Source organism: Pontibacter toksunensis, from assembly GCF_042686245.1.
Classification (GTDB): Bacteria; Bacteroidota; Bacteroidia; order Cytophagales; family Hymenobacteraceae; genus Pontibacter; species Pontibacter toksunensis.
The window spans coordinates 12,452-26,649 of the sequence record NZ_JBHUOX010000030.1; the positions used below are offsets into that span (position 1 = coordinate 12,452).

The following is a 14,198-nucleotide window of genomic DNA, read 5'->3' on the forward strand; positions in this document are numbered from 1 at the left end:
GTAAATATCGTTAACATGCTATACTGTACGTCTGGTTTTTCTGGACTTTGTGAATGAACAAGACACACGGAGCAATGAACAACTTTATACCAGCTTTCATAGTAATTGCAATTCAGCTAAAAAATAATACTGCATGTCTGAAACAAAGTTTATGAGTCCCTTTCACCTGCTGCTGCTTTGCATTTTGCTTACCCTGTCTGGATGTTTTAAAAAGCAGAGTGCCGGTGAAGAAGCTGATCCTGCCGCTAATACGACAGAACAAACGAAAGAAACAGCCTCCCCGACAACAGCCACAACAGGAGAAAATGCCGCTCCCTCCAAAGTAAATGTGAACGTGTACCTGGAAATCTCGAATGGGATGAAAGGCTTTATGCCTACAGCCACTGCTGGCAAAGAGGCTACTACCTTCCAGAACAACCTGAACAAGCTCCTTTCGGAAGTGCAGGACGGACGTTACGTGGAGAACAAAGGCTTTTACCTGGCTAAAGAAGACGCGAAGAGCCGCCCGGTGCTGGACAGCGTGTCCTATAATACTATGAAAAGCTATGTTGTGAGTGGTATCAAGGATGATGTGCGTGGGACACCACTTCCGGCCATGCTGCAGGCGGCTTTACAGAAGTCCAACGACCAGGGTGCCGTGAGTATTATCATTTCTGATTTTATACATGGCCCTGACCCGCGTGACCAGGGACAGTTTATCTCCCTTGACTCCGACATCAGGAGTAGCCTGAGAGAAGCAGAACACCAAGGCCTGGCCATTGCCGTACTTGCCAACACCTCCGAATTCTTTGGCACGTATCATCCTGCCGTAAAAACACCTGAAGTAAGGCGAACGCTGAATGGTGAGGAGATACCCTATTATATGTGGGTGATTGGAAAGCAGCAGGACGTACAACTGGTTACTAACAAGGTGCTGCGTAACCTGCCGCCACAGCAGGCTTACTTTGGCTTTGAGTATGGGTCAGTACCATTCTCTGCCCTATTGAAAGAAAAAGCTTTCAAGCCTGCCGGTGTCGTGTACTGCAGCAGTCGCAACGCCGACCCATGCACCTCGGTTAACCTGCAGCCCAATAAAAATGAGCCGGTGGAGTTTACGCTGGGGCTGGACCTGAGCCGCTTACCTATGTCGATGCAAAATGTTGATTACCTGAAGCGCAACCTAAAAGTAAGCGGCAATGGGAGCAGACCAGTTTTAGTGTCTGTTACGGCAGCTGATGAGAGCATCAAAGCAACACCTGACCTGGCAAAGTATTCTCATTTTGTTCGGGTGCGGGTGCCGCAGCTTACGGCCAACTCCGGCTCTATCTCTGTAGCTTTGCCGCAGGTATCCCCGAACTGGATAAAAACCTGGTCCACGGACAACGACAATAACCCGGCAGCGGCACCGAAAAAAACCTACCAGTTCAGTAAAATAGCAGATGGTGTTCAGGCATTATACCGGGATCAGAGTGAGTACGTTTTCAATGCAACCACACAGTTCAACAAAGCAGATTAACCTATATGATACAACAGTTTTTTTCAGGACTCTATGAATTCGTTTTAGGTCGTCCTATGCCTGCCAACTTCACCAACGATTACCGCGAAGTCGTTTTCCCTAACACTGGACTGATGTTATTTATCATTTCGCTGGCGATGGTGCTTTTATATTATTATGTGCTCAACCGCATGATGAGCACCGGGCTTTACAAGCCCCGGCATTGGGTAATATTCCTTGTCCTGAATGCTGTTATTGCCTTCATCATCCCCATTGCACAAGTGAACGGGAATGAAATTGAGACACACTCTTACACGTATATGTTTGCTTTCGTGAACGTGATATACAGCCTGATACTTTTCTTCGTTTTCTCATTACTGCTAAAAAGGGGATCTGTGCAGGCATGGACAACCCCTATGAAATGGCCCAATAAAAAATAACTATGGCAAAACTTTTTGTATTCGGAATAGGTGGCACTGGCTCCCGCGTGATCCGCTCGCTGGTCATGCTGATGGCGGCAGGTGTCAGAATTCAGAACTGTGATAAAATCGTACCCATCATAATTGATCCCGATACGCAGAACGGTGACATGAACCGCACCGTGGAACTGCTCAAAACATACAAGCACATCCACGATGCGCTGGGTCGCCGCGAAGAAGGATTCTTTCACACCGACATCAGCACCCTCTCCAGTATAGCCGGCGATGGCACCTCTAAAATCAGGGATAGCTTCGTTTATGACTTCGGCGGGATAAACAAACCCTTTAAAGACCATGTAGGCTATAATCAGCTCGACATCGAAAGCCAGTCACTGATTGATCTGCTGTTTACACCTGAGAATCTGAATAACAGCCTGGATGTAGGCTTCCGTGGCAGCCCGAACGTAGGCAGTGTAGTCTTGAATGAAATCATCGATTCACCGGAGATGCGCTTTTTTGCTTCGAACTTTCAGGCAGGGGACCGGATATTTTTTGTAAGCTCAATTTTTGGCGGAACGGGTGCTGCCGGTTTCCCGCTGCTGCTGAAGAATTTCAAGGACACACGTACAGGTTTACCTAACGCTGCCAGCCTGAATGCAGCTTTGACAGGTGCGATGGTGGTGTTGCCTTACTTTTCATTGGAGCAGCCTGCAGCCGGCGTAGAAGCCGATTTTATAGATTCCAACACATTTACCACGAAGGCAAAAGACGCGCTGTCGTACTACCAGCACCACCTGAATGGCGTGAATGCGGTCTATTATATGGGCGACACGCCGGACAAGCCGATGGAGAATAATCCTGGTCGTGCCAGTCAGAAAAACGATGCCCACCTGGTGGAGCTGCTAAGTGCTCTCGCTATAGTGGATTTCATGGATTACTCAGACAATGAGCTTTCAGGAAATGAAGTATACCACGAGTATGGCCTGCGGGAAGACGTGAGCAATGTACAGTTCTCGCACCTGGACAGTGAGACAAGGGACCGCATTGCCAAGCAGCTTATCCGCTTCCATTACTTTGAGCGCTACTACACCACCCATTTGCCCGCTGATTCACAGGCGGCTTATGCCAAAGGGGTGGACCTGACCAGCGCCATCCGCAACGAGCCGGTGTTTAAGGAGCTGAACAAGTTCTTGACAAACCCGGAGTTCGGCTACCAGTCGTGGCTGCGCGAACTCAACAGCAAAGAGCGTACGTTTGATGCGCTCAACCTGAACGAGTCTGACTTCAACCGCATGGTATCGGACAAGCATATTGAGACGGGCTTCCTGAACAAAGGCATACATCAGGGATCTTTTGTGAAAGAGCTGAACCGGGCGTCTGAATCCATATCAGACAGAAATGCTTTCAAGGCAACTATAAAAGCCTTCGAAACCGCAACAGGAACGCTGGTGGAAGAGAAGCTGAAGTTTAGTTAAATCTAAAAGCTTAATCGCCCTATCAAGGGTAAATCAGTACTGCAATTTTAATGTGCAAAACCAAGGGATAGCGCCTTGTGCCGCTGTCCAACATTCTTTAACAAACTAAAATAACATGCCGAAAGTACTTCGTCTCCATAAAACTGGTTCTAACGTGGAGGGCTGGGCGAAAACCAGCCAGATCACCAGCACCGAGATAAAAGATATCACCGATGGCGCTGGTGGGAGAGCCTTAAAAATAAATGCATCTATTCCTACGCCATTCGCCCGCATGCACCTGTTCGAAACCGCTTTCGATTTTGTCAAGCGCGGCGTGGCGGATACTAACAACAGCATTTACCATAAATTCGTCACCCACTTCTGGGACCTTTGGGAGCTGCTCTACAACCACCAGAGCTACGCGCAGGCCGGGAATAAGGTCATCATCCGTCGCTGGAACAAGCACCAGCAACTGGGAGCGATGCAGGCAAACCCGAACACGAGCTTGCTGGGCCGTACGCTGGAGCTATTCATGAATGACAGACGCTTTGAAGGCATCGAAGATATTTTCCTGTTCTTCTTTGAGTCTACCAACAGCCGTGGAGAACGTCAAATGCAGCTCATCGGCGGCACGTCACCTTTAACGTTCCTGTTTGTTGCTCCAAACGTGCAGCCCCTCCGTCTGAACCGTGCCCAGAACATAGGCACCTACTTCGACCATAACTATGTGGCGCTGGAGGCGAGGGAGCGGGATTTCAAAGAGTATGTACACAAGCTTTTTGTTTCTGACCCGGCTATGATACAGGCTTTTCCGGCCGTATATAACTCGCTGGATGAGAACCTGCTGCGCAGCATCAACATGGCGGGTGCCGTTGGTCAGAATGCAATTGCATCAGAATACCTTCAACTGGTAGATTTCCAGCAGAACCCGGTGCACGTCGGTCATCTGAACTTCCTTGTGAAAAAAGACCAGACTGCCGTTACCAGCAGCGACCTTTTTATCAATCCTACCCACACTGGTTTTGCTGGTGAGCGGCCAATTGTACTGAAGCCTGAGTTGCGACTGGCGCCAAACATGAAGTATGTAAACAACCTGGCGTGGCCGGCAAATACAGTAGTTGGTTATTCTGATGAAAAACCACTGGAGAACCGTTCTTTGCCAGGTGTTGGCTTCAACTACCCATACCTTACGATCAACGATCTGCTGCAGGAAACGCTGGTGCAGGTGCCTTACGAGGTAAACACCGACCGGTTCTACAGCGGTACGGTGGTATATCAGCCGGGTGTTACGGAGAAATCGTTTAACTACCTGCTGCCGGTTACGAGCCTGTACTTTGAGTTTTTTACACCACAGGATCTGGCGAATCACCTGACTTTCCACATCGACGTGAACCATGTGCGGGTAACACTGCAGGTGCCAACAGAAAGAGGAAATGTGGTGTATGAGCGAAGCTACTATGACAACCCGCTGAACTCGAAAGATGCCAGTGGAAATGTGATTCCAGAGAAAGGCCAGATCCTGAAGTCCAGAGTTGGTTTAGGAGTATTCCCTTTCTACAAGTTCACGGATGCAGTGCAGTACAACGACTTCTATAAGGTGATGCTGGTGGACGAGGACATTGATCCGCTGATGGTGAACAAGAACCACGCCCTGTCCTTTTTTGTGGGAGGCAAGCAACTGGAGTCGAGCGGAGGCATTATTTCTGCAACGGCTCACCGCAGAACCAAAAAGAGCAACAGCAGCGCCGGCAGTACCTACTATGAGATTCGCGGCACTCACTTCGATTTTGCTGAATTGACTCATGCCGGCGTGGATCTGACAGGCAAAGCGTTAATTGTGCCGAAGTTCCAGGAAATGCAGCAGGGGATACACAGCTTCACGTTTGCCGTTGATTTTGGAACCTCTAATACACACATCGCTTATACATCCGGCTCTAACCAACCGCCGCGCGAGTTCTCCATCACAGCCAACGACCAGCAGCTGGTGATGCTGAACAAGCCTTCCGAAGATCCGGCCCTCACAGATTACCAGCGCTTCCATAAGCGGGGCTTCGGCAGATTATTTGCCGTAGAGACCTTGCTGAAGCGGGAGTTTTTACCGCTGATCATTGGCTCGGGTGGTTCTTTGTATAACTTCCCGACCAGGACAGCCACCTGCGAATCGATAGACTTTGAGAACCAGATCACGAACCTGTTTGGTAACATCAACATTGGTTTCTCCATCAATACGGAAGGTACACACCAGAACCAGTATAACCAGACATACCACACCGACCTGAAGTGGAGCGAGACGCTGACCAACACCGGCAAGCGCCGTATTGAGGCCTTCTTTACCGAAGTCATGCTCCTCATCAAGAACAAGGTGGTGCTGAACCATGGCAATGTTGCTAGCACAAAGATTGTGTGGTTTGCGCCGCTGAGCTTTGACGAGTACTCCCGCAACATGTTCCAGAACGTGTGGGACAGCGTGTACCAAAGCGTATTCAAGAATGGCAGAACAACTGTGTGCATCACTGAATCGGTAGCGCCGTTCTACTTCCTGTCCAGAACGGGTGCTGTGGTGCCTAGCCAGGATGAGAACCTGATAAACGTAGACATTGGCGGAGGCACAACGGATGTGCTGCTGTTCACAAACCGTAAGCCATCCCACAGCTCTTCCTTCCGGTTTGCCGGTAACGACCTGTGGGGCGATGGTTTTGCCACCGTGAAGACCAGCAAAGACAATGGACTGCTGCAGTATGGGGTAGACCATGTACTGCGCATTCCGTTGACCGAAGAGGGCCGCGAATACCGTAAGTTCCTGGAAACTGCCTTAGGTAATCCTGATTTCAACTCTTCTGATATCAGCTCTTTGCTGTTCAGCTACGACAAAGAGCTGAACTACAGCTCCCAATTGCTGCAGGCACGCCAGCTAAGGCTGATGTTTTACCTGCACTTCGGCGCGCTGATGTACCACCTGGCGCAGCTGGTAGCGCAATTGGATGTAAAGGTGCCACGTTACATTTCTTTCAGTGGTCGTGGAAGTTTATACATCAAGCTCCTGAGCGCAGGTAACAACCTGTCGAATGTGGAGCGTTATGCCAAAGCTATCTTCCATAAAGTAACAGGGCAGGAGCCACCTGCAAACTTTAAGCTGGTGCTGGTAGATAACCCGAAGCAGGTAACAGCCAATGGTGGAGCCATGGCGCTGGAAGGAGCAGATCTGAATGACCTGACCAACATCCCGATCATGAAACCAACAGGCTCAGCAAACAAGGAAGATGCCCTGACACCTGTTACCAAAACCCAGATAACAGGGGAGTTGCGACAGGAAGTAATGGACAACGTGATGAACTGCCTGCAGCTGCTGCTGGATGATCCGGACATATCACCACTGATGCGCTCCATGGGTGTGGAAGTGGACCCGATGCGGGTGCTTAACTTTATGCGTGCCAACCTGCAGGACAGCTATACCATGGTACTGGAAGATACCGTACGCGGCCTGACAGACAGGGAGCAACTCCACGAAACAATGTTCTTTATGCCGCTGAAGCAGTCGCTATACTTATTGTCAAAAGAACTGTACAAGCAGCAGTCACAGGTAAGCGCTATCTCTTAAGGAGCAGGGAGGAGGACGTCAAACCTCCTCCTGCACCTCCGTTTCACAATGGGAATCCCTATCATTACCCCAGCGACCTTTTATCGGGTAAAGTTGCAGCTCTTTTCCTCCCATACTTTATGAATGCATGTTTACCTGCATTTTTAACCTAATTTTACATCAAGTAGAAATTACAAGAATTTATGGATTATTTAGCAATCATAGTAAGTTTCATATCGCTTGTAGGGGCTGGTTTTGCTTTCCTTAGGGCCAGCAGCTCACACCGCATTTTAATAAAGCGGATAGAGACGCTGAAGGAAAAGAACAACGCGCAGGAGGCGAGGCTCCGTAAGCTGGAGGGTAATTCGGGCAGAGGAAACAAACCAGCCATTGAGCCGAACGAGCCTGGTCGAAGAAACCAACCGAGGCAAGAGCAGCAACAGGAGCCACGACAAAAGCAGCCGCGGCAGGAGCAACAGCAGGAACAGCGACAAAAGCAAAGAGACAGGCAGCAGCAACCACAGCAGGTTTCACCAGCATCTCCAGGAACTCAGGATGTCCCGCAACAACCTCAGCCAAGAAAAAAGAAGGAAAACAGAAGACGCAATGAACCAATGGATAGAACTAACTCACTGGAACAAGGGGAGGAGCGTCCAGTTAGAGCAGCAAAATCTATAAAGCTGGAAATTGCAGAAGGTGATTTTCTGGATAACCTGGAGCGGTCAGCAGAAAATACTCCAACGGCAGTAGTAGCAGAATCTGGAATCAAATATGCCATCATCCCGGAAGACGGTTTGATCAGGATGCACCAGCTGCAGCAGCAGCCGGACTCCGACAGCTACCTAGAGGTAGATGTTCCGGCTGATGGCAGCAACATAACAAATTATCGCTTTAACCTGGCTGGTAATCATGCTTTTGTCATCGCGCAGGGTATTGACCGTTTGGAGAATGCCTTCTCTTTCGAGAAGCCCTCTAACCGCATGGTGAGTTCAGTGGTGCAGCAGCAGGACGGGGTCCTCACTAGAGTGAACAACGGCTGGAAAATTCAGGAAAAGGCAAGAATCGATTTCAGATAAACCCCTTACATGGAAGGCATTTTTATTTTTGAGGCTCTTTTAGTACTGGCTATTCTTGGCTATCAGGTGTATGTATACCGGAACACCAGAAGTAAAATTGAGCTGATAAAGAACCTCTTTCCTTCCGAAGACCAGCTTTCAGTGGGGGAGCATCTGCTCGATAATCCCGCTGCACCTGCCTCAGTAAGGCAAACTTCTGAACAGCTATGGCAGAAACTGCTGGCAGGTCAGCCTTTCAGGGAGTTCAAGTCTTCCAATCCAGTTGTGAAAAGAATTCTTTCTTCCGAGAATGGCGTATTGCACATTGAAGCAAAGGGCGGAGCCGTGCCTTCCTATAAAACTGCTGTCGAGAAATTAGATCAGCTGGTAAAGGGAAATAACATCTACCTGGTGGAAGGAGACCCGGAGGCACTCATCACTACAGTTGGCGCAGGGGGAAAAGGAGCGGCCACTATCGACCTGATTGAAGTCCGCAACCCGTCTGATACCTTCAGCAAGATTATCCGGAACACAAACGCATATCTGAAGCGTAACAAAGGAGCCGCAGCTGACTTTGATATCCTGAAGGATGTGTCGGAGCGTTTTTCAGAAGCTTTGGATGCGGAGGTACAGTCTACCGTAGCTACACCCCTGTATATTGGTTTGCTGGGTACATTTTCCGGAGTTATAATCGGCTTATCGAGCCTTATCTGGTCAGGTTTAGGTGCCGGTGAGGCCGGAGCCGCGACAGATTCCTTTATCACGGATCAGAACATCCCGTCTTTCCTGTTTGGGGTGCTGATTGCGATGGCTGGCAGCTTTTGTGGGCTTCTGCTCACCTTACTGGGTAACAATGCCCTCAAAAATGCCCGCAGCACCCGCGACAGACACCAGAACGAATACTATACTTTCCTGCAAACACACCTGCTGCCGAAGCTGAACTCTGATATGGCTGCCAGCTTGGGCAACCTGAAGTCGGTGCTGGACTCTTTTAACAAGGACTTCCTGGACAAGGTGCTTGGCTTCCGGCCTATTGTGGACACGCTCACGGAGAACATCAGCACCCAGAAGGAATTTATAGAGAAGCTGGACCAGATTGGTTTCACACAAATGGCAAACGCGAACCTGCAGGTGTTTGACAAAATAAAGGAAAGCGAGCACCTGTTCCAGAACTTTATGCAGTACCAGGTGGCATTAAATGAATCGGTGCGAAAAGGGGCGGAGCTAACGCATAGTATAGAGCAGGTGCTGAGCAGGCTGACCAGCCTGCAGGAGGGCTTTGACCAGGTGCCAGGTTATCTGCAGAAGCACGACGAATCTATTCAACGGCAGATAAACTTCTTTGGCCAACACGAGCAGGATTTACGCAACATCGGAGCCCGTGTAGAACAATACTTTGACAAAGCCGCACTGCGGTTAACAGACCTGATGGAGGCGCGGCTGCAGCACCAGGAGCGCGATGCGCAGAACGCCTATGAGAAGTGGCAGGAGCATTTCAGGAGGCTCAACGAAGATAATGTGTACAACCGCATCCTGGAGTACATGCAGCCCTTCGAGAATCTAAACCAGCAGCAGGAAAAGCTGAATGTAACCCAACAGCAACTGTCAGGGGAAATACGCCAGACAAATGAACGTCTGCTTCAGAAAATTGAAACTGATTCAGCCATTCAGCAGCAACTCCTCAGGCAGCTTGAGGCCCTAAATGCGAATATGGTAAAAAGCATGGAGCCAGGCCCGATTAAAGCAACGTTTGATAAGCTGTTTGGCGGAGGGAATAACAGGAGGTAGGGATGAGCAAGGAAAGCAGAGATTTTTTCTGGCCCAGTTACGTTGACCTGATGACAGTGCTTTTTCTGGTGATGCTGGTGCTGTTTGTCCTCAGCTTTAAAATGTTCCAGGGCAAAGACCGGGAGAACCGCGAAAACATTGCCCGTCTGCAGGTAGAAGTACAGGAAAAGCGCAAGCTTGATGAAATCAAGGCCGCACTTGCTCGCCTAGACGACGAATACTTTCAGTACAACGAGCAATATAAACGTCATGAACTGCTGGTAGATGTTGTTTTTGAGCAAAGCAGCGCCGTTATTCCACAGCGCTCCCGAGCACCGCTCCGGAAGGCAGGGGAGAACCTGAGCCAAGTGATTAACTCCATTGACGACAAAGATGTAAAGTACCTCATCGTAATTGATGGCCGCGCCGCCAGCTTCCCGGCAGGAGACCCTCGCAACGTCAGCCAACGGGAATATGCCCTGCAGCTAAGCTACCAGCGCGCCCTGGCCCTGATGGAGTTCTGGCAAAGTGCGGGAATAAAACTGCCGAAAGACCGCATCGAGTTGGTTGCCGCCGGTAGCGGTTTTGGAGGTGCAGGCCGCAAAGGAGACATCCGCGATCGCCGCTTTGTGATCCAGATATTGCCGAAAGTAGGTACACTGGAAACAGGGGAATAATACTCGTAACATAAAGCCTCTTTCATGAAGACACAGGTGACCTATTAAGTATAACTACATCTGTTGGCACGGACTGAAGGAGTTTATAGTCTTTGGGTTGAGCTACTGGGGGTAGGGGCCCTACCAAAGCATGGAGAGCACAAACCTTTACAATGGAATACAGGCTTATTGCAGCTATCTTAGCTGAATCTACGGCAGCTTAGACAGAATTATACTCAATCAATGCTGCTGGATGCTATGGATTACGGTTCAAGAGATAGGGTATAATTCTCCGCTTAATTTGAAGGAGGCGCTATATGTATGTTATGAACCATTGCACTTCTTTTCACCCTTCATCAGATAGATTAGCAATGACACTAGGTAAAAATACTTTTGCTGTTATGCTTTAAAGGTGCTTTCTGCATTCAAATAGCCAGGCATTGAGATGATGCAAATGCCTGACCGGGCAGAAACTTGTTGTAACTTATACTTTAAAAGCTGCTCTTTGCATGGTCTGAAGCCAATCAACTGCATCTGCCCGGTTTGAAAAAAGCTGAACTTCTATTTGAGAACCAATTTTACCCCAAAGCATCGCCTCTCCTGCTGATTCACCAAATGAGCCTGGGCGGGACACATGCGCTAAAAACCTGATACCTGAAGCATAGGCACGTGGCAGCCACTCTTCCGTTATCCAGGTTACAGAGTCAGCCCATGGCCCCGAGAAATCTGTATTATCATTCAGTCTGTAAGCACAATGGGTATGCTCATGCAACTCTAAACCAGCCATAATAGCTTGCTTTAAGTCCTGCTTAGAAGCAGTGCCATTCCATGTGGCTTCCACCAAATTGGCGTCACACTTGTATTCTATTTTGTAAAATGTCCTCCCAAAGACATTTTTTACTTCCTTCAACATAAGATAGGATACAGCTTATACAAGCTGGTTTATATTACCTATAAAGCTAAAGAAAAAAACAAAAACTAAATAAAACTACGGCCATCTACTTTGATGGCAGTTAATAGCAATGCTTTGTTTCTAGGCTCATCCAATTGCTCTCTGTAGTCTCTGCATCAGCCTTTGCTGGTCAATTTGAAAGCATAGGGCGTACCATCCTTTTTCCGGGTTTCAAGGTACTAAAGTAGCACTTACTGGGGCTATATAGTATTATCACTCCACCCACCGCTATTCCGGAACACAACAGCTTTCGCATCAGGGCATGAGGATTAGCTTTCGGATTTTAACCCAGGAAAGGCCTGGGTTACCTTAAACCCTTTCAAGCATGCCTGAACGTGCCCCCTTATGACTTATATGTAAACGTGAAAAATGCACTGGTATTGAAGGAGTACATACGGACTGATGGTAGCGGAGTTGCAGGAGTATGAAGTGTTGCTAGGTAGTGCTGAGAATTTTTCAGGTTTCTTATCAGTAAATGGTATAACTAATTGTTTTCGTTGTTTTACATGCTGCTGGTGCCCGGTCCACTGATTATGAGAAAGAAGGTTGCATGTGAAATTGTCTCCTTTCGGGCAGGGACCTTTCATTCCCGTTATAGATGGTTGAACTTTCTTACCATGGGCAAGCATCCTCGCTCATGTATGCTATTTTTGGGCCTCTGGCCCAATTGGATTGTAAACCTTGCATCATTTTTAAAACTGGTTAAAAAAATGTGCCAGTAAAGCGGAGAATGAAACGGCCCTGACCGCCAGGGAACAGTTTCCGCTACTGATTACTTTAGCCAGGCACCAGTCAACCAATGTGCGTCAGCTTATTTTCTTTTCTTGCCGGAAGATTTAAATCATGCATTCCACAGGCCACTATTTTGTCGCAAAAAGCCCTTCTTTTGTCAATTTTGCACCTCCTCTTTCTGGGTTTGTCCTGCTAAATTTGTAATACTAAACTAGATATCAACATAAAAAAAGATGGACCAATGGAAACAACAGCAGCAATTACCAACATTAAAGTTAGTACTACTATTCAGGCTCCGGTAGAGAAAGTATGGAAATACTGGACTGAGCCACAGCACATCATGCAGTGGAATAATGCGTCTGGTGAATGGCATACCCCTCGGGCAGAAAACGATCTACGAGTAGGCGGGAAATTCCTTTCCAGGATGGAGGCCAGAGACGGTAGTATGGGGTTTGATTTTTCAGGTATTTATACGGCTATTCAGGAGCACAAACTAATAGAATATGCCCTTGAGGACGGACGGAAAGTTCAGGTACTGTTCGTTCCGAACGGCAGGGAAACCAGCGTTACCGAAACCTTTGCAGCGGAGCAGACCCACCCGGTTGAAATGCAGCGAGCGGGATGGCAGGCAATTTTAGATAATTTCAAAAGCTATGTGGAATCTTCAGGCAAACCGGAACGCCTGCACTTTGAGACAAGCATCAGCGCTAAAGCCGAAAAAGTATACCGGACCATGCTGGATGAAAAGCAATATGCTGCCTGGACCGCCGTATTCAGCCCAACCTCCCACTATAGCGGAACCTGGCAAAAGGGGACTAAGATTCTTTTCCTGGGAGAAGACAAAGACGGTAACACCGAAGGCATGGTGAGCAGGATTAAAGAAAACATCCCGAATCAGTTTGTCAGTATAGAGCATCTCGGCCTGGTTAAAAACGGAACTGAAGTTACCAGCGGTGTGGAAGTGGAAGGTTGGGCAGGGGCAATGGAGAACTACACCTTTTCTGAAGATGAGAACACCACCATGCTTTCAGTAGACATAGACATCAACCAGGAGTATAAAACTTTTTTTTCCGAAACCTGGCCTAAAGCACTGCATAAACTAAAAGAAATATGTGAAGCCTGATAAAAAAGGCCGGTTCCATTCATAACCCTGTCTCTTGTCATGATTTTATTGCTTTAAGCAGGCGCAGGGGCCCTTCCTATAGTTGCTGATTTTGATTAGGAAGCTGTACTGCTGCATGTGCAGACAACATACGGTCATTTCTTCACAGGCTGTTTTGAAAAGATGGCTCCAAAGCCTGTACCAACATTTTTGCCAGAAAAGTGAGGCGCCCGTTGTTTTCATGGCTATACTGATTTTCAAACTGATTCATTTTTTATATGAACAAGGCTCTTTATTGTAAGGAGCCTTGTTTGTTTATTAACCTACAGCAGGCGCTCAGTAAGCATATGTGCTCTTCAAAGAAAGAATCTTTCCCTTCCCTCCAGGATGGCTGACCGTGGCTTCACGTTACATGACCAGAGTGTTTTACCTAAGCCTCTTCTGTCTCGTTAACTGATGGCTATATTCAGCACTTTCACTCCGTACAGTAAAATTTAGCGCCCATTCAATAAACTATTGAATAATGGAAGGCAAAGAGCATAGGGACAGCAATGATCGGGACAGCTCAACGGGTATGCGCGGCGTTAACAGGATGTCAGGTCTTTTTAACATTAAATAAACGCTTATCTTTGAACCCACAGTTAATCCGAACGCAGATGGTACTCTTTGACAATAGTCTTATCAGGTTAGATTATAACCCGGCTACCGATATTATGGAAGTGGAGTACCCTAACCTGCATGACTACTTTCTCTCCGATATAAAGCGCAGCATAGACACCTTGCTGGATACCGTTAAGATCTATGATGTGAAGCGGCTCCTGCTCGACTCGACCAGAACCATCGTCTCTGTTGGCAATGTGGAGAGCCGGGAAATTGCCACCTATCTTGCTGCGGGGCTCACGAAAACCCGGGTGCAAAAGTTGGCACGGGTTAAGTCACCAAGTGCCACGGTGGAGAATACTGCGTAGCATAACATCAGGCACATCAGCGAAGTGCAGGCGCTGCCGTTC

General features: G+C 48.2%; 10 protein-coding genes. 9 read left to right on the forward strand and 1 reads right to left on the reverse strand.

The window, feature by feature from the left end:
- Positions 1 to 133: 133 nt before the first annotated feature.
- From ACFS7Z_RS24160 to ACFS7Z_RS24190, 7 genes are all read left to right on the forward strand, one after another.
- The gene (locus ACFS7Z_RS24160; RefSeq protein ID WP_377490891.1) at positions 134 to 1,495 is read left to right on the forward strand and encodes a hypothetical protein; all 1,362 of its coding nucleotides are present in this window, start codon (positions 134 to 136) and stop codon (positions 1,493 to 1,495) included.
- A 5-nt stretch (positions 1,496 to 1,500) separates the two neighbouring features.
- Positions 1,501 to 1,914, forward strand: coding sequence for a hypothetical protein (locus tag ACFS7Z_RS24165; protein ID WP_377490894.1), 414 nt, complete (start codon positions 1,501 to 1,503; stop codon positions 1,912 to 1,914).
- 2 nt (positions 1,915 to 1,916) lie between these two features.
- Positions 1,917 to 3,368: a hypothetical protein gene (locus tag ACFS7Z_RS24170; protein WP_377490897.1), complete on the forward strand. Its 1,452-nt coding sequence runs from the start codon at positions 1,917 to 1,919 to the stop codon at positions 3,366 to 3,368.
- 115 nt (positions 3,369 to 3,483) lie between these two features.
- Entirely contained in the window at positions 3,484 to 6,945 is a 3,462-nt protein-coding gene (locus tag ACFS7Z_RS24175; RefSeq protein ID WP_377490900.1) for a hypothetical protein, read from the forward strand.
- 182 nt (positions 6,946 to 7,127) lie between these two features.
- Positions 7,128 to 8,000 carry a hypothetical protein gene (locus ACFS7Z_RS24180; protein WP_377490903.1) on the forward strand — a complete coding sequence of 291 codons (873 nt, stop codon included), beginning with the start codon at positions 7,128 to 7,130 and terminating at the stop codon, positions 7,998 to 8,000.
- A 9-nt stretch (positions 8,001 to 8,009) separates the two neighbouring features.
- On the forward strand, positions 8,010 to 9,767 hold the full coding sequence (locus tag ACFS7Z_RS24185; RefSeq protein ID WP_377490906.1) for a hypothetical protein: 1,758 nt from the start codon (positions 8,010 to 8,012) through the stop codon (positions 9,765 to 9,767).
- A 2-nt stretch (positions 9,768 to 9,769) separates the two neighbouring features.
- Positions 9,770 to 10,423 (forward strand): hypothetical protein, encoded by a 654-nt coding sequence (locus tag ACFS7Z_RS24190; RefSeq protein ID WP_377490909.1) that lies wholly within the window; start codon positions 9,770 to 9,772, stop codon positions 10,421 to 10,423.
- A 463-nt stretch (positions 10,424 to 10,886) separates the two neighbouring features.
- Here ACFS7Z_RS24190 and ACFS7Z_RS24195 read toward each other — a convergent pair whose 3' ends face one another.
- Positions 10,887 to 11,315: a hypothetical protein gene (locus ACFS7Z_RS24195; RefSeq protein WP_377490912.1), complete on the reverse strand. Its 429-nt coding sequence runs from the start codon at positions 11,313 to 11,315 to the stop codon at positions 10,887 to 10,889.
- Positions 11,316 to 12,327: 1,012 nt separating this feature from the next.
- On the opposite strand from ACFS7Z_RS24195, the gene ACFS7Z_RS24200 reads away from it, so the two are divergent.
- Positions 12,328 to 13,209 carry an SRPBCC domain-containing protein gene (locus tag ACFS7Z_RS24200; RefSeq protein ID WP_377490915.1) on the forward strand — a complete coding sequence of 294 codons (882 nt, stop codon included), beginning with the start codon at positions 12,328 to 12,330 and terminating at the stop codon, positions 13,207 to 13,209.
- Between the two features lie 608 nt (positions 13,210 to 13,817).
- Positions 13,818 to 14,156 carry a hypothetical protein gene (locus tag ACFS7Z_RS24205; RefSeq protein ID WP_377490918.1) on the forward strand — a complete coding sequence of 113 codons (339 nt, stop codon included), beginning with the start codon at positions 13,818 to 13,820 and terminating at the stop codon, positions 14,154 to 14,156.
- Positions 14,157 to 14,198: the final 42 nt, after the last annotated feature.

What these genes read in the sequence shown, in the direction of transcription:
- ACFS7Z_RS24160 (WP_377490891.1), top strand. Translation starts at nt 134, where the DNA reads ATGTCTGAAACAAAGTTTATGAGTCCCTTTCACCTGCTGCTGCTTTGC.
- ACFS7Z_RS24165 (WP_377490894.1), top strand. Translation starts at nt 1,501, where the DNA reads ATGATACAACAGTTTTTTTCAGGACTCTATGAATTCGTTTTAGGTCGT.
- ACFS7Z_RS24170 (WP_377490897.1), top strand. Translation starts at nt 1,917, where the DNA reads ATGGCAAAACTTTTTGTATTCGGAATAGGTGGCACTGGCTCCCGCGTG.
- ACFS7Z_RS24175 (WP_377490900.1), top strand. Translation starts at nt 3,484, where the DNA reads ATGCCGAAAGTACTTCGTCTCCATAAAACTGGTTCTAACGTGGAGGGC.
- ACFS7Z_RS24180 (WP_377490903.1), top strand. Translation starts at nt 7,128, where the DNA reads ATGGATTATTTAGCAATCATAGTAAGTTTCATATCGCTTGTAGGGGCT.
- ACFS7Z_RS24185 (WP_377490906.1), top strand. Translation starts at nt 8,010, where the DNA reads ATGGAAGGCATTTTTATTTTTGAGGCTCTTTTAGTACTGGCTATTCTT.
- ACFS7Z_RS24190 (WP_377490909.1), top strand. Translation starts at nt 9,770, where the DNA reads ATGAGCAAGGAAAGCAGAGATTTTTTCTGGCCCAGTTACGTTGACCTG.
- ACFS7Z_RS24195 (WP_377490912.1), bottom strand. Translation starts at nt 11,315, where the DNA reads ATGTTGAAGGAAGTAAAAAATGTCTTTGGGAGGACATTTTACAAAATA.
- ACFS7Z_RS24200 (WP_377490915.1), top strand. Translation starts at nt 12,328, where the DNA reads ATGGAAACAACAGCAGCAATTACCAACATTAAAGTTAGTACTACTATT.